Here is a 26,093-nt window from a genome sequence, read left to right as displayed (position 1 = left end):
CATGAAAATAACGATTTTACTGTGTACAACGATGGTTGCCTTGTTATTAGGTGCTTGCCAGTCTCAAAAGAACAAGGAAATAGCCGACAATGAAGCAAAACTCATTTGGCAAGATGAATTTGACGGTAACGGTATGCCCGATACTACCAAGTGGAGCTATGATGTAGGCGGACACGGCTGGGGTAATCAGGAGCTGCAATATTACACGAAGGCTAATCCTAAAAACGCACGCATTGAAAATGGCATCCTGATTATTGAAGCCCACAAAGACAGCATGGAAAATAATCCTTACACTTCCGCAAAACTTATCAGCAAGGGTAAAGGTGACTTTACTTATGGCCGTATAGAAGTGCGTGCCAAGTTACCCAAAGGCAGAGGCACATGGCCTGCCATCTGGATGCTTTCCTCCAAAGACCCGCTTCAATGGCCTGATGACGGCGAAATTGACATTATGGAACACGTTGGCCACAATCAGGGCTTTATTCACGGAACAGTTCATACCAAGGCCTATTACCACTCTATCGGCACGCAACGCGGCGATACGCTGCAAGTTCCTGATTGCTCAGAGAAGTTTCATATCTATTCTATTGACTGGACTCCCGAAAAAATTGACTGGTTTGTTGATGGAGAAAAATATTTTACTTTCCCCAATGAACATAAAACCGAGAAGGAATGGCCTTTTAATAAGCCGTTTTATCTGATATTGAACATTGCGGTAGGTGGCAATTGGGGTGGCCTTAAAGGTGTGGATGAGACCATCTGGCCGCAACGCATGGAAGTGGACTGGGTGAGAGTTTATGCCAATGACAAGCAAGTAAAATAAATTAGCCATTTCAGAATTTGGATTGGGGCTTTAGATTAAAAATTATTAGCAACAATCCGCATGTTTGTGTTGGCGATTCTGATTGCATAATCACAGCATTTAGTACCCGGCAACCAAAAGTCCCGACGGGTTTTTAAAACCTGTCGGGATTTTTTTAATCGTTAAACCAACGGCTTTTGAATCTGTCAAAACAAGCAAACAAACCCGATTTGCCATGCCAAGCAACCAACAACATCTTCAACATCTTTATCTGCGCGCCGGATTTGGGCTGCTGCCCGAGCAACTGCCAACTGCCCTGCAACTGCCCATCCATAAGCACGTAGAAGCCATTTTTTCGGACAGCAAGTCCTATCAGTCGTTAAACCTGCTGAATGACAATGAGTTAAGAGTTGTAAAACTGCTTTTTAGCGACAAAGAAGAACGCAAAGAAATGGCAATGGATGCACTGAATCGCGGGCGCGAGCTCAACCTGTTGTGGATGAGGCAAATGGCGGAAAGCAAGGCAGGTCTGCGCGAAAAAATGACTCTGTTTTGGCACGGACATTTTGCCACGCGCACGCTCAATGCCTTTTTTGCGCAACTGCAAAACAATCTGATACGCGAAAAGGCATTAGGCAAATTTGGCGATTTGCTAATGAGCATTTCCAAAGACCCCGCAATGCTGCAATTTTTGAACAATCAGCAAAACCGAAAAAACAGCCCCAATGAGAACTTTGCCCGCGAGGTGATGGAATTATTTACACTTGGTCGCGGCAATTATACCGAAACCGATATTAAAGAAGCAGCAAGAGCTTTTACGGGCTGGGGCTTCAACCAACAAGGAGAGTTTGTTTTTCGCCGATTTTTTCATGATACCGACCTGAAAACTTTTATGGGAAAACGCGGTAACTGGGGCGGTGAAGATATTATCCGCATGATTTTGGACAAACGGGAAACTGCTGTCTTTGTTACCCGCAAAATATATCGGCATTTTGTAAATAATACTCCTGATAAAGGTATCATCAATGAACTTGCAAACATTTTTTACGAAAGCGAATACGATATCGGTAAACTAATGAATAAAATTTTTACTTCCGATTGGTTTTATTCACCAAAAAATATCGGCAGCCGTATTAAAGCGCCTGTGGAGTATATTACGCAATTTCGTCGTCAGTTCGGGCTACAATTTGAGCCTGAAAATGCGTTGCTATTTATCCAAAAATTACTGGGACAAGTGGTGTTTTATCCACCCAATGTGGCCGGCTGGGCAGAAGGTAAAAACTGGATTGACAGTTCAACACTTATGGTGCGTACGCTCCTGCCTTTTTCTATCATGCGCGAGATAGAACTACCCGTAGAAGCAAAAGATGATGGCGACGTAAATACGGAGTTTTTGGCGCAGCGCAACTTCCGCAAACTGAAAGCAACGGCAAACTGGGACGCGCTTTCAAAAATTGCATCCGGCAGTTCAGAAAAGGAAATATTGGAACAATTGGCAGCCTACCTTTTGCAAAATAAATTGTCGGATGCCAATAAACAACTAATACTCAGAAACACACCAACTGCCAATCGTGAAGCAGCTGTTCAGTTTATAAGCCTTTCGCTGGCATCTTTGCCTGAGTATCAACTTTGTTAATACTATTTACCAAGATGCAGTAAAAAAAGCAAAGTTGGGCGCATGAATGCTGAAATTGCCCACAGCCGCTAATTATATCACCCAAAATCGCAACTAATCAACAATCGCTTATGGCTTCCCGCAGACATTTCATCAAACAATCTTCATTGGCAGCCGCCGGCACGATGATGATTCCCGCTTTCCTGAAAGCCTTTGAAGCACAGGCACTTAGCCCTGATGATAAAATTCTGGTCGTTATTCAATTGTCCGGTGGAAACGACGGGCTGAATACGGTCATTCCTTACCGCAACGACATCTACTACCGCGAGCGACAAACCATTGCCATCCCAGCAAACGATGCGTTAAAAATCAGCGATGAGTTGGCTTTAAACCCCGCTATGGAAAAATTTCGTCGCCTTTATAACGACGGATTAGTCAGCATAGTCAATAGCGTCGGCTATCCGAACCCCGACCGTTCACATTTTCGCTCAATGGATATTTGGCATACGGCAAGCAACTCCGATGAGTACCTGACTACGGGCTGGCTGGGGCGTTATCTTGATTCGCAGTGCAACGGTATCTGCCAATCACATCAGGCAATAGAATTAGATGATACGCTAAGCCTTGCACTGAAAGGACATAACGTAAAAGCTCTTGCTCTGCAAGACCCGAAAAAACTCTATCAGGCAGTACACAGCCCCGTGTACGAAAATATTGCAAAATATGGTAAACCTGCGGATGACTCCCATGAAAATGTAGCGTATTTGTATAAAACGATGGCCGAAACCATCTCATCTGCCGATTATATTTACCAAAAATCAGAGATAAAAAACGGCTATGCGGATTATCCTAACAGCGCATTGGCTAAACGCCTGAAAACAGTGGCAGAACTGATAAATGGCGGTGCACAAACACGGGTCTATTACGTATCACTCAGCGGATTTGATACACATGTGCGCCAAAATCAGCAACAAACCCGCCTGCTGACTGAATACAGTGAGGCTGTTTATGCTTTTATGCAGCATTTAAAAAGTATCGGCAAACAACAGCACGTGGCAGTGCTTACTTTTTCGGAGTTTGGCAGGCGCGTGGCACAAAACGCAAGCAACGGCACCGACCACGGAACGGCTAATTGCCTGTTTCTGATGGGGGCATCGTTGAAAAAAACGGGAGTATTTAACCCTGTGCCCGACCTAAGCAATTTGGACAACGGCGATTTGAAATATCAAATTGATTTCCGCAGCATCTATGCCAACTTAGTGCAGGACTGGCTAAAAGCCGACATTGCCGCCGTACTGGGGCGAAATTTTGAACCGATTCGGTTGGTATAGGCAATTGAAGCGCATTAAAACGCTTTTATCAATCGGCAGATTTTTCTTCCTGAAACACTTCAATCAGCGTTCATCGGTATTACCCGCTAAAATCCGTATTCCGGTAGGCTATACTTTAAATTTTTCCGACTATTTCTTTTGAATTTTCTTCCATACGCCGTCGGGGCGCAATATTTTTTCCAGATTGGCGTATGGAATTTTTACTTCCTGCGGCCCTGAAGCATACGGAGCTACTTGGTAAGGCGAAAAATAAATTTTAATTCCTTGCGAAGTCAGTTCAAAATCTTTGAAATTGGCAAGCACAGGCTCAACTCCCTGCTCTATCATGGTGGAGTCGGAGCCTATTTCATTGACACGGCTCAGCAAATCATTGCGACAATAAGCCGATAACTGCGCTAAGTAATCAGCATTAGGAATAAATAAATCAGATAATTGTAAGATTTTTTTATTGGATACATCAAAGTTTAGCTGCTGAAAATACTGCATACCATGCGCCCCGCCATAGAAAGCATCAAATGCAAATTGGACGGCGATAAAATCTTCGTTGATAATACCGGGCAGGTAATTGATGTGGAGAGATGTATTTTTCCCGATGGAAATATAATTGGCAGCTTCTGCGGAGTCAAGCCATACCTTCTCCTGATAATCACCGGGAACCATTTCTTTTTCAAACATGGCAATATTTTCATCTACTATATTTTTTACCAATGTGTTGAAAATCTGCTGTGCTTCCTCATTCTCCCAATCGCTGATAACCGGATAATGAATAGACAGGATGTGATGAGTTGTATCTACAACGGAACTGTCCGACTTGCGCAGCCACAGCGTGGCCAAATCGCGTTCAATGTGTTTCGCCTCAAATGTAAAAGGCAAGTCGCCCTTATCACCCGTTTTTTTGTTGCATCCGACAATGCACAACATCAAACAACCTACCAGAATGAATGAAATATTTTTTTGCATGAGTTCAGTTTTCTAATCGGCAGCTAATATAAGAATTGTCGCTCATTAGCGGCGGCACATTGCCGATAACTGTTTAATTTCGCCGGAATTGAAAGGTATATGATAATGAAAAAGTTACACCTGCAACAGTGGGGCTTATTGTGTACGCTGCTGTTGCTCCTACCCTGTGGTGTCGGTGCGCAGGCACTGAAGCCGATGAAAACGGGCGAATTGCAACTGGCACTAAAAAAACTTCGCGTGCTGGGTTCTGTGCTTTACATAGCTGCCCACCCCGACGATGAAAACACGCGCCTGATTGCTTACCTCGCCAAGCATAAACACTACGAAACCGCTTATTTGTCACTGACCAGAGGCGATGGCGGCCAAAATCTCATCGGCAGCGAACAGGGCTACTTGCTGGGTGTCATACGCACGCAGGAACTGCTTGCAGCGCGGCGAATAGACGGCGGCAAACAGTTTTTCAGCACGGCCAACGACTTCGGGTTTTCCCGCAATCCACGCGAAACGCTGCTGCTTTGGGACAGCACCCGCGTACTGGCCGATATGGTTTGGACAATTCGCAAATTCCGCCCCGATGTGCTTATCACGCGTTTTCCCACCGATGGTAGCGGCGGGCACGGGCATCATACCTCCTCTGCACTGTTGGCAGAGGATGCCTTTCGTGCGGCGGCAGACCCTAAAATGTTTCCCGAACAACTAAAATACGTATCGGTATGGCAACCTAAACGCCTGCTTTGGAACAAATGGCGCGGCGTAAACGATACAGCCAAAATTGATGAAAGCCTGTTTTTGCCGATGGATGTAGGCACGTACAATCCTTTGTTGGGTGAAAGCTACTACGACATTGCTATGGATAGCCGCAGCCAGCACAAAAGTCAGGGTTTTGGGGCGGCCAAAGAACGCGGCACCCGCATGGAATACGTGCAGCACATTATGGGCGACCGCGCACAGAATGATTTATTTGACGGTATCAACACCACATGGACGCGCATCAAAGGGGGCGAAAAAATCGGCAAACTGATTGACCAAGCCATTGCCCGATTTAATCCTGAAAATCCTTCGGCTGTTGTACCGCTACTGTTGCAGGTCTATCGCAGCCTCAACAAATGGAAACCTGCCAACGACGATGAACGCTATTGGATAAATGTAAAAAAAGAGGAAGTAAAAGAGGTCATTCGCGAATGTGCCGGCCTTTGGTTTGAAATTGTGGCAGAAGACTACTCGGCAGTGGCAGGCGACAGCGTAAGTACCATAACCACTGTACTCAACCGCAGCAACTTGCCCTTCAAATGGCGGATTTATGACGTAGAGTTTGCACAGGGATTTGAGCGCTCAAACGGAGGAAAAGCAAGCAAAGACATTTTACTTGTCAATAATGTGCCGCAAATCATCAAGAATAAATATCGTCTGTCGGAAAAGTTAGCTATTTCACAACCTTATTGGCTCATTAAACCGCTCAATAAGGGCATGTATCAGGTAGATGACTGGCAGCTTGTCGGTCTACCTGAAACTCCGCCCGAACACACCGTACTTTTTGGAGTAGAGTTAGACGGCGTACAGCTTACCTACCGCATCCCGATGATGTATAAGTGGACGCACCGCGTAGATGGCGAACAATACCGACCGTTTGAGATAGTGCCGCCCGTTACTGCCAATATCAAGGATAAAGTTTACGTGTTTTCTGACCGCAACCCGAAGGAGATCAGCTTGTTACTTAAAGCGGGGCGCAACAATGCATCAGGCCGTGTGTCATTGGTTCTACCACAGGGCTGGCGCAGCAAACCCGCTTTCATTGACTTTGCACTGGCAATGAAAGAAGAGGAGAAAACCGTCAATTTTCAACTTTTCCCGCCTGACGGGGGCAGCACGGCAGAAATCAGCGTGATGATTAACGGCGAGCCTGCACATGGGCTGGAAGAAATCAACTATCCTCACATTCCTATTCAGATGCTGTACCCAATGGCTACGGCAAAAATTGTCAAGTTGGATATCCAAACCAAGGGCAAACTCATCGGCTATTACGATGGTGCAGGCGACGAAATCCCCGCAAGTTTGCGCCAGATAGGCTATCAGGTAGTCAATCTGACCGATGATAATTTTGACAATATGAATCTTTCACAATTTGATGCCATCATCACGGGCGTTCGCGCGTATAATGCACGCCCCCGCATCAAATTTCACAGCCCTAAACTGTTGGATTATGTGGAACAAGGCGGAACGCTGATTGTGCAGTACAACGTGAGTTTTGGGTTGGGTACACAACAAATCGGCCCGTATCCGTTTCGTATTTCGCGCGAGCGCGTAACGCTGGAAGATGCGCCCATTACTTTTGTCAGCCCGAATCACCCACTGCTGAACAGCCCGAATAAAATCACGCAGGATGATTTTAAAGACTGGGTACAGGAGCGCGGCCTCTATTTCGCCGACCGCTGGGACGATAAGTACGAAACCGTTATCTCCTGTGCCGACCCGGGCTCTGACCAACTGAAAGGCGGCCTGCTGTTTGCCAAATACGGCAAAGGAGCATTTATTTACACCGGTTATGCCTTTTTCCGCCAACTGCCGGCGGGTGTTTCAGGCGCTTACCGTTTGTTTACTAACCTGATTTCTTACGGCAAATGAGCAACGAGGAAGAAAAAGAACATCTGCCACCGTTTTTCCGTTCGTGGCGGCAAATGTATATCGCATTGGTAGTTTACCTGCTGCTGCTGATTGGCATTTTTTATGCCTTTTCGGTTTGGATGAGATAAAATTTTGGCATTATCCAAATTAGCTTGTGTATATGCAAAAACGCAAGTGGTTTGCGATTTTTTTTGTGTGATCTATTGAAAACAAGCACAAAAACCTGACAGGTTGTCAAGTCCTGTCAGGTTTTTGTATATTTTTCTTCCTTACACACCTGTAATCTCCGTTAGCGGCTTGTCAGGTTTGGCATAGCTCAAACGCGCGAGCCTTCGGGTGGTGTGGTAGCTGTCCAACGAAGAACAGGTGATAGTACCGGCCTTTTCAATGTCCAGATAACCGTCGGACGCTACGCAGTCTGCCGGAGCAAAAACCTCCTCTACCCTACCTATAATCAGCACGGTACCGTTGATAGCGAGCTCGTGGCGTTCTGCAAATGACAAACCGATACGTATGTAAGACTCTGCCACATAGGGTGCTTTGATGTTTTCTGTGTAAAACGGTGTAAGCCCGACTGCCTCAAACTCCGACCTGTCGTAGCGGGCAGAAGTCTGATGTGCCTCTTTGAAAAAATCGGCACGGATGTGATTGAGCGTAAAAAAGCCCGTTTCCTGCAAATTAATGAGTGTGTCGCGGCGAACCGAATCGGGGCGCACCAACATCCCTATCAGTGCGGGATTAGCCCCCACATGAAACACCTGACTGAAAATTGCCAGATTAGTAACGCCTTCCTTACTTTGAGTACCTACAAGGCAGACACTTTTGAATCCGCTGAGCGAATTAATCAAGTTTGTGCGAAATTGCTTTTCCATCTGCTCAAAGTCAGATGCGCGAAAAGTTGCAAAGTTGATTGTTTCCATATCTTTGCTATAATCCGATTTTGGCTGCAAATGTTTTCACAAATTGTTTTTATGGATACTGTTGAGGCACATCGTCGCCTTTGGCCGCTGACGGTATCCCGCCCGATTGCCGAACTGCGTACAGGTATTTGGCGCATCCGCGAAAAATGGGCGTTTCATTTCCCGACCATACCTATGTCATGGCTTACCGTGGGCTATCTGGCCGATTTTTTCCCGCTAACCCCTGCCAAAGGCAGCATTATGTACATCGGCGGCGGTGTATTGCCAAGTGCCGAACTTTTGCAAGACATGCGGCAACTCTCCATCGGCGAAAGCCTGTGGGCTGATAATTATCCGGTTGCTTTCCACTCACCTCGGCTGTACAACCGAGTGGAAGAGGTACGAGAAGCAGCATCCTCCCGACCAAATCCATACAAATACCCCTTGATTATCAGGGAGCTAACCGATATTTTTAATCTGAATCGCACGGCAATTGAGGCCGACATAGCCGCCATCAGGCAACAGCGACGCAGTGCAGTTATTACCGATAAACACACAGCCATTTATGCGGCCGATAACATCTTCATTGAAGAGGGGGCTGTTATCAAATCAGCGGTGCTGAACGCCGAGACAGGTGCTATTTACATCGGTAAAAATGCGGTCGTAGGCGAAGGCAGTCTTATCAGAGGCGCTTTTGCCCTGTGCGAGGGGGCACATCTGAACATGGGGGCAATTATCCGCGGCGATACAACCGTAGGCAACCACTGCAAAGCAGGAGGCGAAATCAGTAACAGTGTACTCACAGGTTACAGCAACAAAGCCCACGAAGGTTTTTTGGGCAACAGCGTTATCGGCGAATATTGCAACTTGGGCGCAGGAACTACTGCTTCCAACATGAAAAATACCATGGGCAATATCAACCTGTGGAACTACGCGAGCAGCCAGTTCGCACCTTCCGAACGTCGGTTTGGGGGGCTTTTTCTGGGCGACTACAGTTTTACGGGTATTGGCACTGCCTTTAATACGGCAACCGTTGGCGGCCCTGCCATGAATTTATTTGACGCAGGCCTGCCTCCCAAATTCATTCCGCCGTTTTCGTGGGGAACACCTGCCCGACTGCAAACCTACCGTTTTGATGAATTTATTAAAACCGCAGCACGCATGAAAGCATCCAAAGGACAAGCATGGACAACAGCCGATGTTTCACTTTGGGAAAATATTTTTCGGCAAGCTGCTGATTATCAAATCAAAAGCGTGTGAGCGGGGAAGTAAACAGTAAACTTGCTACCCTTCATCAACTCACTCTCGAGCTCAATTTTGCCGTTGAGCGCCTCTATCTGCGACTTAACTAAATACAGTCCCAGACCTTTGCCCTCTACGTGGGTGTGCATACGTTGGTACAGCCCAAAAATTTTGTAGGGGTCTATGGCCTGTAAGTCAATACCGATGCCATTATCTTTTACTTCAAGGCAAACGTAATCGCCGTTTCTGTAAGAAATCACATGAATTTGCGGTTCAATATCGGTGCGGCGGTATTTGATGGCATTTGAAATCAGGTTGTACATAATGCTTTGTAGGTATGCCTTAATTGAATACACACCCGGGTATTGGCTGAAATCCTGATAAATTTTTGCACCTGCCAATGCTATTTCATTTTCCAGCGTAAGTGTTACCCATTCAAAGACCTCCTGAAAAGAAATCATTTCTTTGGATTTATTGATGCCCTTACGGATGGAAAGAATCTGGTTCAAATCGCGGATGACCGTATCAAGGCTGATAACTGCCTTGTCTAAGTGCATAATAATCTCTTCGTTGATTGCTTGGGTACCACTGTTTTCAATTTTAATGATATCAATCAATCCGGCGATGCGTGCAATCGGAGAGCGTATGTTATGAGAGATGATGTATGAGAACTGCTGTAAATCCTGATTTTGTTCAGTCAGTTGGTCAATGGTTTGTTTGAGTTCATCCGTCCGTTTTTCAACGGTGCGTTCCAGATTTTCTTTCAGCGATAAAACATTTTCCTGCTGGCGTTTCAGTTCTTTGTTGAGCTTTATCAACACCTCATTGTGGCGCTTTTTGGCTTTATTGTTCCTCATCAAAATGGCGATAAGGGCAATACAAGCCACCAAGGCTACCATAACTGCTATTGATACAATGCGTTGATTTTTTAACGACCGTTCACTTTCCGTCAATTTGGCCTGATGGTCGCGCTGAATCCGCTCCAATTCGTACTGGGTTTCAAGTTCGGCCAACTGTAAATTTTGTTGGCGCTCATTGGCAACTTCTTTTAAATCGCGGTAAATAATGTAGTATTCTAACGCCTTGGCCGGATTATTCAGGGTTTTGTAATACTCGTAGAGCGTGTAGGAAAGTTGGAGTTGCAAATTGATGTTGTCGTGTTGCACGGCATGTTCCAGCCCTTGCAGTGCGCTGTTGATTGCCAAATCCCGCTTGCCAAGTTCCCAGTATAACTTTGACATTTCGCCGTACACGTTCACATCATTGGTTACAAATTCGCTTTTTTGACTATGCTCAATGGCTTTGTTGAGATATTCCAGCGCATCGTCATATTTTTTTTGTTGCTGATAGATACGTGCAAGCGTTGTGTAAATCTCAGGGAGTTTATATGTGCCGCCAATGCGGTCGGAAATTGTCAGGGCTTCCCGAATAATTTTAATTGCCTCGGGATATTTTTTCAGTTCGTAGTAAACAAGTCCTAAATCTGCCAGATTGGAAATATGCCGCATGTCGTCTTTCCCTTGCACCGCATACCGAATACCGTCCATGTATGCCTCTGCCGCGCGCTCATATTTTGCTTGGTCGGCATATACATCGCCGATATTGTTGTAAGAAATGCTGATACCACCGAAGTCTTTAATCCGACTGCGAATTTTCAGCGCATCCAAATGATAATCTAACGCTTTGGAGTAATTGTGTTGCCGCCTGTTGATAAAACCAAAATGGCTGTATGTGGTAGCCAACTCGGCGCTGTCATTAACCGCCTGCTGTAAAGCGAGGGCACGCTCTAACTGCATGGTTGCCGAATCGTAATCGGAGCGCAAGATATACGCAGAAGCCTGCATGTTGAGCAATTTTATCACCGACAGCGTATCACCGGCGCGCCATGCAACGGCAAGCCCTTTCTTGGAAAGGCTGATAGCTGTTTTCAGGCTAAAAGCCCGACTGGTACTAGCCAGTCGGACATAATACCCGACACTGTCATTAATGGTTTTAGCAGTTTTGAAGTCTTCCAGTATTTGGTTGTAAACTTCGCGCTGCGCCCACACGTTAGCGGTTAGTAACCATCCGGCGGTTATCCATAAGGTTATCTTAATGAAAGTACGTGGCATCCCCCCGATATTTATACGATTGTTTAATGTGCTGCTTTTGCCCAAGTATCTTTCAGCGTAACTGTGCGATTAAATACGGGCTTTTGAGGAGTAGTGTCCGGGTCGGTACAGAAATAACCCAACCGCTCAAACTGCCACAAACTACCCGATTCAGCCTGCAAAAGACTCTTCTCTATCTTGGCATGGCTCACTACTTCCAGCGACTTCGGATTGATAAAATCCTTCCAGTCTTGGCCTTCGGGAATTTCCGATAAGTCGGGGATAGTAAACAAGCGGTCGTACAGGCGCACTTCTGCTTCTGCCGCATCGTGTGCGGCTACCCAGTGAAGCGTTCCTTTCACTTTCTTACCCGAAGTATCCGAACCGCTCTTGCTTTCGGGGAAGTAGATGCAGCGCAACTCTGTAACATTGCCGTTTTCGTCTTTTACAACTTCTTGACACTGAATGATATAAGCATATTTTAAGCGCACCTCGCCTCCGGGTGTCAGGCGGAAGTAACCTTTGGGCGGGTTCTCCATAAAGTCGTCCTGCTCAATGTAAATTTCTCTTCCGAACGGTACAGAGCGACTGCCCATTTCAGGCATTTCGGGGTTTACAACAGCCGAAAGCATCTCAGTTTGTCCTTCGGGATAGTTGGTAATCACCACTTTCAAAGGACGCAAAACAACCATTGTGCGGGGGGCCGTTTTATTCAAATCTTCGCGGATGCAAAACTCCAACAAAGCTACGTCAATTATGTTATCGCGCTTAGCAACGCCAATTTTATCGGCAAAATGGCGGATGGCAGCAGGTGTATAGCCGCGTCGGCGAAGGCCTGAAATGGTCGGCAGGCGGGGGTCGTCCCAACCGCTAACATATTTTCCTTCTACCAACTCGAGCAGTTTGCGCTTACTCATGACCGTGTAGGCCAGATTCAGGCGTGCAAACTCTATTTGTTGCGGGTGATAAATGCCCAACTCGTCAATCAGCCAATCATACAGCGGGCGATGGACTTCAAATTCCAGCGTACAGATAGAGTGCGTGATGCCCTCGATAGAATCGCTGAGCCCGTGGGCAAAGTCGTACATCGGATAGATGCACCAGCGGTCGCCCGTGCGGTGGTGATGCGCTTTCTTGATGCGGTACAGCACAGGGTCGCGCATGTGCATATTGGGCGATGACATATCTATTTTGGCACGCAATACTTTGCTGCCTTCATCAAACTCTCCGGCCTTCATGCGGCGGAACAAATCCAGATTCTCCTCGACGCTGCGGTTGCGGAAAGGGCTTTCCTTGCCTGGCACGGTCGGTGTTCCGCGCGTAGCGGCTATCTCTTCGGCAGTTTGGTCATCTACATACGCCTTGCCTTTGCGAATAAGTTGTTCTGCCCATTCATACAATTGGTCAAAATAATCGGAAGCAAAAAATTCACCGTCCCACTCAAAGCCAAGCCAGCGAACGTCGTTGCGGATAGAGTCCACATATTCCACATCTTCCGTTGCCGGATTGGTATCGTCAAAACGCAGGTTACATTTGCCGTTGTATTTTTGAGCCAAGCCAAAGTTTAAGCAAATAGACTTGGCATGGCCGATATGCAAATATCCGTTCGGCTCGGGCGGGAACCGCGTATGTACGCGCTTCTGGAAACGCCCGGACTCGTTATGACTGTCTATGATTTGTTCAATAAAATTGACCGATGATTTATGTTCTGTTGCTTCCATTACGAAACTTGTGGTAACTTCTCAATACTTTTAAGGTGGCAAAAGTAGCAAGTAACTGCTAAATAACCGTATTTTTCCGCCAATACTTACAGGCAGGCCACACCCAAGCAAGGAGGTATGTATCAGGAAAAATTGCTAACTTGCACCTGAAAAACCCAAGCACCGAATTAGAGCATTTGGAAAATTTTATTGTCTCTGCCCGGAAATACCGTCCTGCTAATTTTGAAACCGTAGTAGGTCAGCAACATATTACTACCACACTCAAAAATGCCATCAAGAGCAACCATTTGGCACAGGCATTTTTGTTTTGCGGCCCTCGGGGCGTAGGAAAAACCACCTGTGCCCGTATTCTGGCAAAAACAATCAATTGCCAAAATCTTACACCGGAAGGCGAAGCCTGCGGCGAATGTGATTCATGTCGCGCTTTCATCAACGGCACATCGCTGAATATCAGCGAATTGGATGCTGCTTCCAACAACTCGGTAGATGATATCCGCGGCCTGATTGAGCAGGTTCGCTACCCGCCCCAATTCGGCAAACGCAAAGTGTATATCATAGATGAGGTGCACATGCTTTCCACAGCAGCTTTCAATGCTTTTCTGAAAACGTTGGAAGAACCGCCGCCTTATGCCATTTTCATTTTGGCAACTACCGAAAAACACAAGATTCTACCCACTATCCTCTCCCGCTGTCAGATATTTGACTTTAATCGGATACAGATTAAAGACATGGCAGACCATCTGGCAAACATTGCCGCCAAAGAGGGCATTGCCACCGAATACGAAGCACTTCGCCTGATTGCGCAAAAGGCAGACGGCGCTCTGCGCGATGCGCTCTCTATGTTTGACCTGATTGTAACTTTTTCAACCGACAGAAGCATCCGCTACAAGCAGACCATCGCCAACCTCCATATTCTGGACTATGACTATTACTTCCAAATAACCGATGCGTTGGTGAATAGCGATTTGTCTTCTGCGCTGTTGATTTTCAGGCAAATATTGCAACAAGGCTTTGACGGGCACAATTTCATTATCGGCCTGAACAAGCACCTGCGCGATTTGCTGGTTTGCAAAGACAATGCTACGGTGCAACTGCTCGAGGTTTCCGATGAGGTCAAACATCGGTATATTGCACAAGCCAACCAAGTGAGCACGGGCTTTCTTCTTTCGGCGCTTACCATTGGCCACGACTGTGATATTCACTACAAGGCCAGCAAAGACCAAGCGCTACACGTAGAAATAGCCCTGATGAAAATGGCACATCTGACCTCCGCTATCAACCTTGCCCAACTGGCCGAGGAGTTAAAAAAAAAACTGAACTGATAGCCCGACAGCCCCAGACACAAGGGCAAGCGCCTGCGCAAAAGCCTTTAACGGCAGGTTATGCGCCGCTGAAAAGTGCGCCCAAAATACAAGTGCCTGTTGTTGAGAAAAACCCGCCGCCGGTGGCTGCTCCCAAAGACACTGCGCCGCCTCCCGATGTGCCGCCTCTTGTTGCAGCAGAACCGACGGCAACAATGCAAAGCCCGCCTCCCACGCCCGAACAAGTACAGGCCGCATGGGATGCTTTCGCCGAATACTACAAACAAAATGGTAAACCTCTGGTAGTCAGTATGCTGACATGGAAGCCCGTTACTTTTCAGTATCCGGTTATCACACATGCACTGCGTACCAATGCGACCGATGCAGATGCTTTCAAAGAGGTGCGGAACGAGCTGCTCGGCTTTCTGAAAAAGCAACTGAACCACTCCTCATTGACCCTTGAAACAATAGAAGTAGCGGCAACCGAAGCAGGCGCTTCGCCAAAAATTTATACCAATACCGACAAATTTAATTTCCTTGCAGAGCAAAATCCTTTGCTGAACGATTTGCGCAACCTGTTAGGTTTAGATATTGAGTAACATTATGCAAACATTACATCAAGCTTTAACAAATACGCTGATAAAACACAGACTTTCTTTTGCCCCTGTTGTGCCTTTCAACCTGAACGGTGAAAATATTTGGCACATCAACCTGACTGCAAGCAATCCTGCACTCCACCAAATTAACTTAGCGGATACGGAAGCATTCAGCCGATATATTTTCGGGGAAATGGAACAGCAAAAAGCCGTTGCAGCCATTGGCGGATACAATGAAGACCGTTTCTTATACCATCGCAGCCGACATTTTGACGGCACAACGGAAGCTCGTACAATCCATTTGGGCATAGATATCTGGGCATCGGCAGGTACACCCGTTAGTGCACCTTTGGCAGGTACTGTCCATAGCTTTGCCAACAATAACAACTTCGGTGATTACGGCTACACAATTATTTTACGGCATGAACTGGATTCTTGCCAATTTTTCACCCTGTACGGGCATCTCTCGGCTGCTTCGTGTGAGGGATTGTACGAAGGGAAAGCAATAGCCAAAGGGCAAACATTCGCATGGTTTGGCGAACCACAGGAAAACGGGCATTGGCCGCCGCATTTGCATTTTCAACTGATAACCGATATGCTCGGAAAGTCGGGCGATTTCCCCGGAGTGTGTGCCCCAAGCGAGCGCGACTATTACCTGAGCATATGCCTCAACCCTGCTATTTTGTTAGGGGTATAAGGTTGAAAGTAAGTGCTACATCGTCGGCATATTCCTCCCCGCTTTCTTTCATGTCCACATCTTCGGGTTTGTAGTACCAATTTACGGTAACTGTGCCTTTTTGCTGCTTTTGATACTCTTCCAACATATCAAAAAGTTCCAAAAAGCGCCGCGATGTGCTCGTATTGTAATAAGACATGCGGAAATTCAGAACAATATTGCGCCCGGGTGTTTTCAAATATTCCGCCAGCCAGTTAAAAACCGGTTGGTAAAATTCCAGCGTATATTCATGATAAGATTCACCGCTGATATTCAACTCTCCCGATTGTGCATTAAAATTGATTTCGGGAATGAATGTATCGGCTTTGATGAACAGGTTCTCCATAGATATGTATGTTTCCGGTAATTTTTCCCTGCTGACAGGAGACAGACATGCAATAAAATAACGCAGCAAACAATGTAAATTGTTGTCAGTCGGCATAAGAAACCGACTTGCTTACTTTGGCAACAAAAATAAGGAACACGTTGCCATCTTCCATCGGTATGATTTCGTAGTGAATAGGGCTGCCCGATTTTCTAGCTATCTCAATCAGTCCTATGCTGCCGCCTACGCTTCCCTCGCGTGCAGGTTGTCGGCGCTGCTCTCTGTAATATTGCTTCAATTCTTCGGAGTCGAGCGTATTGATATGGTCGCATTGACGGGCTATGTAGGAGGCGCTTTCCGTATGTGCCACATTGCCGGAAGCTACCAAATAGTGCGTATCGGACTCACCTACGGCTACAATACCAACGCCGATTTCGCGCTGGTCTTTTACTGAAAATTCTTTGATGGCCGAATAGTGAAAAATATTTTGCGACAACTCAACAACAAGAGCAAACAGCCTTCGGGCAACTACCTCATTGTCAGGCCGACGCTTCAAACTAAGTGCAATTAGTGAAAGGATATCCTGCGAAATCAGCCCCTGCGCGACCATTGAAAAATGGTGCGACTTCAATTGGCTAAAAAATTGATAAATACTGAAAGGCTGCTCAGTAGCACTCATGCTTAGCAAAATTTACGTGCAATTTATACTTAAATTCGTTTAGAATCAAAAATACCGCAACCGTCATATTTTTTTATGGCTGTGTCATCCGTACAGAGTGCCAGCATCTGCTCGCAGGTAAGCCCCAATACAGGATGTCGCCAATCGGGAACAAGGTCTGCCAAGGGCTGCAAAACAAACCTCCTGTGCCTCATGGCAGGATGCGGCACTACCAACCGTTCAGATTCAATGACCAAATCGTCAATGGCAATAATGTCAATATCCAGCGTTCGCGGCCCCCAATGAACAAGTCGCTGCCTGCCTGCCTGTTGTTCAATCTCTTGCAAAACGGCCAGTAATTCTTCGGGTTGCCAATGAGTTTGCAGCGTCAGTGCCTGATTTAAAAAATCGTTCTGGTCGGTAAACCCCCAAGCCGCAGTTTCGTAAACAGGTGAAACGCCGTAAATGTATCCTGCCCGTTCCTGAATCGCTTTCAGGGCAAAATGTAAATAATCGCAACGATTACCCATGTTTGTGCCAAGCAGCAAATGGGCAGTATATTTGGGCATAAAAACGTAGTTTTACCGCAAACATAATCTGAACATGGCTCAATTCTTCAAATTCGTTTTTGCCACCATGGTGGGCATTATTTTACTCACTTTATTAGGTGTATTGTTGTTGTTTGTTGTTGCTTCGGCAGCAGGCGATAAGGAAAAGACCGAAGTAGCAGACAACAGTGTATTGAAACTCTCCCTTAACAGACCTGTGAATGAACGTAAAGAAGATAACCCGCTGGAAAATTTAGAGATTCCGGGAATGCCTTCACAACGTACCATCGGTTTGCTCGAGCTTCGTCAGGCCATTGAGAAAGCAAAAGATGACGATAAAATTAAGGGTATCTATTTAGACGCAGGCAATATATCGGCAGGTTTTGCCACATTGGAAGAAATCCGCACGGCATTGAAAGATTTTAAAAAATCGGGCAAGTTTATCTATGCCTATTCGGAAACCATGTCCGAGCCTGCCTATTACATTATCTCGGTAGCCGATTCAATTTTTCTGCATCCGCAAGGAGGCATGGAGTTTAACGGCTTGGTCGCCGAGATTGGTTTTGCCAAAGGTTTATTTGAGAAAATCGGCGTAAAGCCCGAAATATTTCGTGTAGGCGATTTTAAAAGTGCCGTAGAGCCTTTTATGCTCGACAAAATGAGCGATGCTAACCGCCTGCAAATCAGTGCCTATCTGAACAGCATCTACAACCATTATCTGAAAGGCATTGCCGAATCACGCGGCATTTCATTTGAAGAGCTCACCAATATCTCCGACAACATGCTCGTACAAATGCCCGAAGATGCAGTAAAATATAAACTCATCAGCCGCACTGCTTATTACGATGAAGTAGAAAAAACTATTCGCAAAAAGCTGGGCATTACCGATGAGAAGAAAAAAATCAACTTCGTTTCGCTGAAAGCCTATGCTTCCGACAAAGCGGAAGAAGGTGGATACAGCAAGAAAAAAGTAGCGGTAATTTTTGCCGAGGGCGATATTCAGAGCGGCAAAAGCACCCGCGAAAGCATCGGCTCTGAAACCATTGCCGAAGAGTTGCGCAAAGTTCGCAATGACGACAAGGTAGCAGCGGTTGTGTTGCGCATCAACTCACCCGGAGGCAGCGCGCTTGCGTCTGATGTAATGTGGCGCGAAGTGTTGGAAACAAAAAAGAAAAAACCTGTTATTGCCTCCATGTCCGACGTTGCCGCATCAGGCGGTTATTACATGGCCATGGGCTGCAATAAAATTTTAGCACAACCCAATACCATCACAGGCTCTATCGGTATTTTCGGTATGTTGTTCGATGCCAGCGGATTACTGACCGATAAACTCGGCCTTACTTTTGACCGCGTAGAAACGGGCGAATATGCTGATTTGGGCACTCCTACCAAAAAATTCACCGATGCCGAGCGGCAGATTATTCAACGAATGGTAAATGAAGGTTATGAAAATTTCACCTCAAAAGCTGCCCAAGGTCGCAATATGCCGTTAGACACGCTGAAGAAATATGCAAGCGGCAGAGTGTGGACAGGCGAGCAAGCCCTGAAAATTGGTTTGATAGACGGATTTGGCGGCTTGAACGATGCCATTCAACTGGCAGCCAAAGAAGCAAAAATCAAAGAAGGCGAATATGCGGTTCGTTACTACCCTGTTAAAAAGAGCTTTTTTGAAGCCTTGCAAGGCAGCGAAGATTTAATGGAAGAGCGCCTCCTGCAAAAGAAAGCAGGCAGCCTTTATCCGCTGTTGAAACAAATTGAAAAATTGCCTAATTATCAGGGGGTTCAAGCAAGATGGCCTTATGAGGTAAAAATTCAATAAGGTTTCAGCCCACATACCTTAGCACATATTGCCTAACCGCTCCGATTGGTATGGCAATGACAAAATAAAGGCAGGAGTCATCTCATTTCGGGATGGTTCCTGTTTTTTTTATGTATAAGCGCAAACTGTTGTCGAAAAGTATTTCGCATAAGCTGTTCAAAATCAGAAAAAAACCTGACGAGTCGTGGATACCCGTCAGGTTTGTGTGTGTGTGTGTTATTAAATCACCCGTTAATAACCGGGATTCTGACGCAATATCGGGCGACCATCGGGGCCATTACCTGTTACGTCTATCTGCACCTGTGGAATCGGATAATATTCGTTCTTACCACGAGTGAAACGTGCGCCTCGGAAGAACGCTAATTTGGTGCTTTCATACTGCAAGTAAGCATTGAGCACTTGGTCGGCAATTCCCCAACGAACTAAGTCAAAGAATCGGTGTCCTTCCATACCCAACTCGAGTCGGCGTTCAAAACGCACGGCAGCGCGCGCAGTTGCTGCATCCGGCCATGGAGCAGTGTACTCACTAATGCGATAGTTGGCAGCAGGCACACCGTTGTTCATTACGAAGCCGGCCGGATTGGCTGCGCGGCGGCGCACCTGATTTACGAGTTGACGGGCGCGCTCGAGGTTGCCAAGTTCTACCTCACACTCGGCAGTCATCAATAACAAATCGGCATAGCGCATAAAACTGTAGTTCAAGGCTGTGTATCCGGGTGTCCATGAAGAGTTGTCCGTTAAGCGACCCTGTTGTGCGCGATAGAATACATTTTTCACAGGAGAGAAAGGCCCGCCGTTGCTGGCGTCGCGAATCCATGCGTTGCCCGGGTGAATGCCCCAATCCAAGAATGGAATACCTCTTCTGCCTATTGTCCAGTCAATGCGTGGGTCAAGTGGCCCGGGATCCGGTGTAAACGGACGGTCGGAAGGAATACCCATGTCGGTACGCAACTCGTTTGCAGGCAAATTGTAAGAGCCGTCGAGCAAAGGAAGCCCCGCCGCAGTAGTACGGAATGAGTTGGCAAGGTCAAAAGAAGGCTGGTGGAAACCACAACAGCCGGCAGGCATTGCTCCTGCCCATCCGTTGTTATGCGGGAAATTAAGTACCAAGTCAGGGTTAGCATTGGCTGCCCCCGTACCATCGTTTACCGAAGCCTGAAATGCAAAAATAGACTCGTTGTTATTGTCAAAGTCTGCATTAAAGTTTTTGGAGTACTGGTCTAACAAACCGTAGCGTTCGCCCTTAGATGTTTTTCCATTAGCTATACAAGCATCAAATACGGTTTTGGCTTCGGCAAATTTCCGTTGAAACAGCAAAACTTTGCCCAGAAAGGCGCCTGCCGCCCACTTGTTGGCTCTTCCGACTTGTGCCTGTGTTTCGGGCAGGTTGTCGTAGGCATGTTTAAAGTCTGCCTCAATATTAGGCCATATGTCTTTGTCATTAGGAATGCGGAAATTACCGGCGCTGTAGCTTACGGTTTCATCGATGTAAGGAATCATGTTAAACATTTTCTTTCCTTCTAAATGATAGAAACCGCGCAGGAAGCGTGCTTCGGCAATGATGCGTCGCTTGTTGGCTTCCGAAATTTGCTCGGGTTTGAGCGCATTTGCCGCAATAATTGCCTGATTGGCACGAGCTACGCCATTGTATACGGCATTCCATTTCAGGTTAAAATCACCATTAACCGCCTGACCTTCAAAACGAATAATTTCGTTCATCTGCGACTGGTCGCCGGCGTTAGAACCCTTGTTTGCGTCGCCGCCGTTGGCACTGCCATAAATCCAGTTGGTGAAAGAAGCGTTCCAGTTAGAGCCGTTCAGCACTGCGTAAGCACCGATAAGAATTTGCTCAACGCCTTTCTGGGTAGCCACTTGGTTGTTGCTGAGCTGCCCAATCGGGTCAACTTCAAAATAACTCTTTTTACAAGATGTGGTAGTTGCTACGGTTATTATTACCGAAAGCCCCACCGCTTTCATCAGAAACCTTTTCATATTTACAAGATTTTGATTTTGATACATTGTGTTGAATAAGAATGTTTTAGAAGCCTAAGCTTGCACCCAGCATAAAGGTGCGTACAAAAGGATAGTTACCACCTGCATCAATACCAAAGCCCGCATCACCGCCTGAAATTGCAGGGTCGAGGCCTGTATATTTCGTAATGGTGAATAAGTTGGCAGCTTGAACAAACAGGCGCAAACGTTCTGCACCGAAGCGGTTCAGCACATCTTTCGGCACGTTGTAGCTGATTTGCATATTGCGGTTGCGCAAGTAAGAAGCATTCTCCAAGAAGTAAGAAGACACTTGCGTATTGGTACTGAAATTAGCTACGTTTTCAAAAATAGGTACGGTAGCGTTGGGGTTCTGAGGTGTCCATGAGTTCAGCACGCGCTCGCTGATGGCAATACCGGGGAACAGCGGATAAAAGTCGGTAAACACTCTGAATCCGTTGAATGCGTCTGCGCCTGCCACCCAATAGAAGAAAGTCTCGAAATCGAAGTTTTTGTAAGAGAGTTTCAAGTTCAGACCCATAGTAAAGTCAGGTATCGGGCTGCCGATAAATGTACGGTCATCGGCAGTGATGCGACCATCGCCGTTAATATCAGCAAATTTCAAACGACCGGGTGCTGCGCCGTCCTGTACGGGAGAGTTGCGCACATCTTCGGGGCTTTGGAACAAGCCAACCACTTTATAACCGAAGAAGCGAGAGAAAGAACTTCCCACCTGATTGCGGGTAGTCAGCCCCAAACGCGTAGCATTACCGGCATCAAAGAAGGTAATACCTGCATCAGGCGCTAATGACTCGATACGGTTGGTAAAAGTGGTAAAAGTCAGGTCGGTTTCAAAACGCAGGTCTCTGGTAATATTGCCGCGGTTAATGATTTGCAAGTCAATACCCTTGTTGCTGATAGAGGCAATATTTACGGAAGGAGGTGTTACCTGTCCTAAGACGCCCGGTAGTGGTACTTGATACAAAATGTCATCGGTACGCTTTTGGTACAAGTCTAAGATGATGTCCATTTTGCCTTTAAAGAAGGAACCATCTATACCAATGTTGGTCGTAGTATTGGTTTCCCACTTCGCATTTCGGTTGCCTAAGCGGCTTTGGCGCAACGCAGGGTCTGCACCCGTGTTTACACCCGAAATGTCATAGGAAGTAGCCACAAATAAGTCAAACTGGTTATTGGGGTCAATCAGAGAGTTACCCATTTGCCCCCAGCCGCCGCGAATTTTCAGGTCATCAATCCAATTGATTCCCTTCATGAAATTTTCGCTTGAAATACGCCATGCGGCAGAGAAAGCAGGGAATACACCGACGCGATTATTTTCACCGAATACGGAAGACTGGTCTTGACGGATTGTTCCATTAATGTAGTACTTATCGGCATAGCCATAGTCCACGCGGGCAAAGAGTGAACCAAAACGGCGCTCAGGGTTGCCTCCGCTGCCTGTCTGACGGCCAACAGTTTCAGTAGTGGAAATAGTGCGGAAAGCAGGATCCATCGAGAACGGATTCAGACCAAAACCATTGAGAAAACGGAAACCGTCACTTACGATATATTCATAACCTAACAGACCCTTAACTGCGTGCTTGTCAAATGTTTTTTTGTAAGTAGCCGTATTAGTCCACGTCCAAGTATAAGAGAAACCTGAGCTTTCCGATACAGAGTTAGCACCGATATTTTCTGAGCGTTCGTAGGTGCGGAACTGTGCGCTGCGAGTATGGAAAGAGGCTAATCGTCCGCCTATGCTGGTTCGCAATATCAAGTCCTGAATAGGCTCAACTTCTGCATACAAATTACCCATTGTTGCAAGGCTGAAACCTTTGTTTTGGCCGGCGCGGGTGCGGTCTGCCACAGGGTTGCGGGAGTTGTTGAAGCCCGGCGCGGCAGTACCCGCCCAACCGCCAAACTCGTCATACACAGGTATAAACGGATTGATAGTCATGGCCATAAACAAGTCGTTTTCGCCTTGGGGAGCGTTCAAATCTGTACCGATGCTGGGGTTTTCCCGAAAAGTTACCTGCATGTTTTCACCGATGCGTACTTTTTTGGCAATCGTAAATTCGGAGTTTACACGGGCAGTATAACGTTTCAGCCAAGTATTCAGCACGACACCTTGTTGTTCGTATTGACCTAAGCCTACATAGAAACGACTACCCTCGCCGCCACCTGAAAGCCCGATGCTTTGGTTCAAAATAGGTGCATTGCGGGTAATTTCTTTGTACCAGTTAGTACCGGCTTTGTTGCCGCGCACAATCTGATAGATGGGGCCGTTGTCGAAGTTGATGTTGTAACGGTTGCGGTCAATGCGGGGGTCGCCCTCAAACAAGCCGCCAACACCACCGACGTTGATATAATCGGGCAATACAGGAGTTGCGCCTGAACCATATTGCGGGTGTGTAGCCGCCTGTCCTGCGTTGCGGCGGGCAATAAATGTCCACTCGGCAGTTTGTTGCGGATTGAGTACGCCTGTGCGCCGCTCACCGGGCATCTGAGTTCCGTACTGCATTTCATAATCTACACGCAGCTTGCCGGGTTTGCTCAGGCCGCGCTTAGTCGTCATTACGATTACGCCGTTAGAAGCACGCGCACCGTAGATGGAAGCCGCACCGGCATCTTTTAAAACCGTAGTGGACTCAATATCAAGACCGTTCAGGTCAGACACATCGGTCAGCGGCACGCCATCTACAATGAATAGGGGGGCGTTATTACCCAAAGTAGTAAAACCGCGCACCCTTACGGAACTCTGCACGCCCGGCTGGCCGGAGGTAAGTACTGTAACGCCTGATACGCGCCCCTGTAACTGTTGCTCTACGTTACCTTGAGGGATAGCTACCAAATCTTTGGACTTTACCGTGGCTACCGAACCTACAATATCTTTTTTCTGTTCGGTCAAATAACCTGTTACAACCACTTCGCTCAGCATTTTGTCGTCTGCCGCCAGCGCAATGTCTATGTTGCTCTGATTGCCAATGGCTATTTCCTGTGTTTTGAAACCTACATAAGAGAACACCAGCATATCAGTGCCTGCAGGAACATTCAGCGAATACTTTCCCTCTGCATCGGTAGTAGTACCGGTCTGCGTACCTTTGGCCAAAACCGTTACCCCCGGCAAAGGCGTGTTGGTTTCTGCATCGGTTACTTTACCTGTGATGCGTTTCTGGGCAAAAGCCGGCTGCATGCTTACTAAAAGCAGCAAAAGGATGGGAATCCACCCTGTCAAAAGTTTGTTGATTTTCATTTTCATACTTTGAATTTGGTGAAAAAATAATCTTGGCGCGCTTTATAAGTTACGCCATATGAATTTCTAAAAAAGGAAAATGAAAATCAAATAATGTTTCAACATTTATTTGGCAGTAATCGGATGCAATATGCCGCACGTAAGCGCACGTGTTTTTGAAATTTGGTTTGCATTTAGTAAATTAGGTACACTAACCTATGTGTATGTGTTATGAATACGCTCAGCCCCAATTGGTTAACTGAACATTTAATTGATTTTGAGTACAAGAAATACGTGCTGCTGGCTTACCTGCAAAACATACGGAAGGAACTTGGCGCGCAGAAACTCTATCCGGCATTTGCCGATTTAATTTTTCATTATCGCAACCTATGCCATCTGCGTGACAATAAAAACCTATTTTACGAACAATTTCCGCAAAAAATCAGCCATGCCGATTTTGAACGTCTGCAATTGGTTTACAAAAACATTGTAGAAGATGATGAAACCATGCGGGTTATAGAAGATTTGGTACATTATTCCATCCCTCTGATAGGCGGTGCTTTGGAGGAAGCCCGCGAAATATATGACCACATCGAGCGGCAAATTGAAATCAGCCCGGTGGGTATTACTCCTCTCAATACCGACAGAGGCTATATGTTCCTGAGTAAAGCACAAAGCCACGACACCATTATTTATACCTACCATATTACAATATTTGAAGACCGGCACGAGCGTTTCCGCGGTATCCACACCGCCTATTTGGAAACCGCAAGCATCACGCTGACGCAAACCTACGAACAATTGAAACTGAACCTCACCCGAAGGTTTACGCAATGGCCGAATCCTGCTACTTTTGCAATAATTGCCAAAGTTGCCTGCCCGCTGGAAGAGTCGTTGTTGCCTATTGCAAGGCGAGCTTTGGTGAAACACATCAGCCAAATGGCTGCCTAAACCATCGGATATGCTCGAAACCCGCAACCTGCACAAATATTACGGACAACTGCACGTACTCAAAGGAATCAACCTGCAAATTCACACGGGTCAAATTACTACCATTGTAGGCCCTTCGGGGGCAGGAAAAAGTACACTGTTGCACATATTGGGTACTTTGGACACCCCCGACGAGGGCACTGTTGCGGCAGATGGTATCATATTGCAAAACCTTGGCGAACAGGCACTTGCCCGATTCCGCAATCTGGAAATTGGCTTTGTTTTTCAGTTCCACAACCTGTTGCCTGAGTTTACCGCATTGGAAAATATCGCCATGCCGGGCTACATTGCCGGCAAACCGGTAGAAGAGTTACACAACCGTGCCACCGAACTGGCACAAATGCTTGGGGTAGCGCACAGGCTTTCACACAAGCCTGCCGAACTGTCGGGCGGCGAGCAGCAACGCATTGCCGTAGCCCGTGCGCTCATCAACAGCCCGAAAATTGTATTTGCCGATGAGCCCAGCGGTAACTTGGACACTCGCAATGCAGAAGAACTGCACCAATTGTTTTTTAAACTGCGCGATGAGTTAGGACAAACTTTTGTAATTGTTACGCACAATGAGTCGCTTGCCAATGCCACCGACCGAAAAATTACCATTGTGGACGGCCGCATTGCGGGTGATGAAAGCAAATAAC

Annotated in this window: 21 protein-coding genes; 12 read left to right on the top strand and 9 right to left on the bottom strand. The window is 46.6% G+C overall.

All coding sequences use genetic code 11. From position 1 onward, the window contains the following. Position 1: 1 nt before the first annotated feature. The 3 genes from NDK19_RS02590 to NDK19_RS02580 all read left to right on the top strand — a co-directional run bounded on the left by NDK19_RS02590 (position 2) and on the right by NDK19_RS02580 (position 3,748). Positions 2-823 carry a glycoside hydrolase family 16 protein gene (locus tag NDK19_RS02590; protein ID WP_250630276.1) on the top strand — a complete coding sequence of 274 codons (822 nt, stop codon included), beginning with the start codon at positions 2-4 and terminating at the stop codon, positions 821-823. A 214-nt stretch (positions 824-1,037) separates the two neighbouring features. Then, positions 1,038-2,438, top strand: a complete 1,401-nt coding sequence (locus NDK19_RS02585) for a DUF1800 domain-containing protein (protein WP_250630275.1) — start codon at positions 1,038-1,040, stop codon at positions 2,436-2,438. A gap of 110 nt (positions 2,439-2,548) precedes the next feature. Next, on the top strand, positions 2,549-3,748 hold the full coding sequence (locus tag NDK19_RS02580; RefSeq protein ID WP_250630274.1) for a DUF1501 domain-containing protein: 1,200 nt from the start codon (positions 2,549-2,551) through the stop codon (positions 3,746-3,748). Between the two features lie 129 nt (positions 3,749-3,877). Here NDK19_RS02580 and NDK19_RS02575 read toward each other — a convergent pair whose 3' ends face one another. Continuing rightward, positions 3,878-4,708 (bottom strand): DUF3298 and DUF4163 domain-containing protein, encoded by an 831-nt coding sequence (locus NDK19_RS02575; protein ID WP_250630273.1) that lies wholly within the window; start codon positions 4,706-4,708, stop codon positions 3,878-3,880. Between the two features lie 105 nt (positions 4,709-4,813). Here NDK19_RS02575 and NDK19_RS02570 point away from each other — a divergent pair, with 105 nt between their 5' ends. Both NDK19_RS02570 and NDK19_RS16875 read left to right on the top strand, forming a co-directional pair. After that, entirely contained in the window at positions 4,814-7,330 is a 2,517-nt protein-coding gene (locus tag NDK19_RS02570) for a PIG-L family deacetylase (protein ID WP_250630272.1), read from the top strand. After that, complete coding sequence (locus tag NDK19_RS16875; protein ID WP_262910256.1) at positions 7,327-7,458, top strand: hypothetical protein; 132 nt, start codon at positions 7,327-7,329, stop codon at positions 7,456-7,458. Before NDK19_RS02570 ends, NDK19_RS16875 begins: the two co-directional genes overlap by 4 nt. Before the next feature lie 141 nt (positions 7,459-7,599). Here NDK19_RS16875 and NDK19_RS02565 read toward each other — a convergent pair whose 3' ends face one another. Beyond that, entirely contained in the window at positions 7,600-8,250 is a 651-nt protein-coding gene (locus NDK19_RS02565) for a flavin reductase family protein (protein ID WP_250630271.1), read from the bottom strand. A 51-nt stretch (positions 8,251-8,301) separates the two neighbouring features. Here NDK19_RS02565 and NDK19_RS02560 point away from each other — a divergent pair, with 51 nt between their 5' ends. Continuing rightward, a complete protein-coding gene (locus NDK19_RS02560) occupies positions 8,302-9,489 on the top strand; it encodes a putative sugar nucleotidyl transferase (RefSeq protein ID WP_250630270.1) in 1,188 nt (395 codons plus the stop codon). On the opposite strand, the gene NDK19_RS02555 is transcribed toward NDK19_RS02560, so the two are convergent. Together NDK19_RS02555 and NDK19_RS02550 are read right to left on the bottom strand one after the other, a co-directional pair. After that, positions 9,471-11,582 (bottom strand): tetratricopeptide repeat protein, encoded by a 2,112-nt coding sequence (locus NDK19_RS02555; RefSeq protein ID WP_250630269.1) that lies wholly within the window; start codon positions 11,580-11,582, stop codon positions 9,471-9,473. The genes NDK19_RS02560 and NDK19_RS02555 overlap by 19 nt on opposite strands. Positions 11,583-11,605: 23 nt before the next feature. Further along, on the bottom strand, positions 11,606-13,282 hold the full coding sequence (locus NDK19_RS02550) for a glutamine--tRNA ligase/YqeY domain fusion protein (protein WP_250630268.1): 1,677 nt from the start codon (positions 13,280-13,282) through the stop codon (positions 11,606-11,608). Positions 13,283-13,458: 176 nt separating this feature from the next. Between NDK19_RS02550 and NDK19_RS02545 the strand changes: the two genes are divergently transcribed. From NDK19_RS02545 to NDK19_RS02535, 3 genes are all read left to right on the top strand, one after another. Continuing rightward, positions 13,459-14,604, top strand: coding sequence for a DNA polymerase III subunit gamma/tau (locus NDK19_RS02545; RefSeq protein WP_250630598.1), 1,146 nt, complete (start codon positions 13,459-13,461; stop codon positions 14,602-14,604). Positions 14,605-14,696: 92 nt separating this feature from the next. Beyond that, positions 14,697-15,182, top strand: coding sequence for a hypothetical protein (locus NDK19_RS02540; protein WP_250630267.1), 486 nt, complete (start codon positions 14,697-14,699; stop codon positions 15,180-15,182). 4 nt (positions 15,183-15,186) lie between these two features. Next, the gene (locus tag NDK19_RS02535; protein WP_250630266.1) at positions 15,187-15,876 is read left to right on the top strand and encodes a peptidoglycan DD-metalloendopeptidase family protein; all 690 of its coding nucleotides are present in this window, start codon (positions 15,187-15,189) and stop codon (positions 15,874-15,876) included. Here the strand turns inward: NDK19_RS02535 and NDK19_RS02530 are convergent. From NDK19_RS02530 to folK, 3 genes are all read right to left on the bottom strand, one after another. Beyond that, positions 15,857-16,240: a DUF1987 domain-containing protein gene (locus tag NDK19_RS02530; protein ID WP_250630265.1), complete on the bottom strand. Its 384-nt coding sequence runs from the start codon at positions 16,238-16,240 to the stop codon at positions 15,857-15,859. The genes NDK19_RS02535 and NDK19_RS02530 overlap by 20 nt on opposite strands. 85 nt (positions 16,241-16,325) lie before the next feature. Continuing rightward, positions 16,326-16,898: a SiaB family protein kinase gene (locus NDK19_RS02525; protein ID WP_250630264.1), complete on the bottom strand. Its 573-nt coding sequence runs from the start codon at positions 16,896-16,898 to the stop codon at positions 16,326-16,328. Positions 16,899-16,927: 29 nt separating this feature from the next. Beyond that, the gene (gene folK / locus NDK19_RS02520) at positions 16,928-17,446 is read right to left on the bottom strand and encodes a 2-amino-4-hydroxy-6-hydroxymethyldihydropteridine diphosphokinase (protein WP_250630263.1); all 519 of its coding nucleotides are present in this window, start codon (positions 17,444-17,446) and stop codon (positions 16,928-16,930) included. A 34-nt stretch (positions 17,447-17,480) separates the two neighbouring features. Between folK and sppA the strand changes: the two genes are divergently transcribed. Continuing rightward, on the top strand, positions 17,481-19,244 hold the full coding sequence (sppA, locus tag NDK19_RS02515; protein WP_250630262.1) for a signal peptide peptidase SppA: 1,764 nt from the start codon (positions 17,481-17,483) through the stop codon (positions 19,242-19,244). 231 nt (positions 19,245-19,475) lie between these two features. Here sppA and NDK19_RS02510 read toward each other — a convergent pair whose 3' ends face one another. Together NDK19_RS02510 and NDK19_RS02505 are read right to left on the bottom strand one after the other, a co-directional pair. Continuing rightward, the gene (locus tag NDK19_RS02510; RefSeq protein WP_250630261.1) at positions 19,476-21,236 is read right to left on the bottom strand and encodes a RagB/SusD family nutrient uptake outer membrane protein; all 1,761 of its coding nucleotides are present in this window, start codon (positions 21,234-21,236) and stop codon (positions 19,476-19,478) included. Between the two features lie 46 nt (positions 21,237-21,282). Continuing rightward, on the bottom strand, positions 21,283-24,492 hold the full coding sequence (locus NDK19_RS02505; RefSeq protein WP_250630260.1) for a SusC/RagA family TonB-linked outer membrane protein: 3,210 nt from the start codon (positions 24,490-24,492) through the stop codon (positions 21,283-21,285). A gap of 204 nt (positions 24,493-24,696) precedes the next feature. Here NDK19_RS02505 and NDK19_RS02500 point away from each other — a divergent pair, with 204 nt between their 5' ends. Together NDK19_RS02500 and NDK19_RS02495 are read left to right on the top strand one after the other, a co-directional pair. Beyond that, entirely contained in the window at positions 24,697-25,416 is a 720-nt protein-coding gene (locus tag NDK19_RS02500) for a hypothetical protein (protein ID WP_250630259.1), read from the top strand. 10 nt (positions 25,417-25,426) lie between these two features. After that, positions 25,427-26,092, top strand: a complete 666-nt coding sequence (locus NDK19_RS02495) for an ABC transporter ATP-binding protein (protein ID WP_250630258.1) — start codon at positions 25,427-25,429, stop codon at positions 26,090-26,092. Position 26,093 lies beyond the last annotated feature (1 nt).

This window comes from Rhodoflexus caldus, assembly GCF_021206925.1.
Lineage (GTDB): Bacteria > Bacteroidota > Bacteroidia > Cytophagales > Thermoflexibacteraceae > Rhodoflexus > Rhodoflexus caldus.
This window is presented reverse-complemented; position numbering and strand designations above follow the sequence as displayed.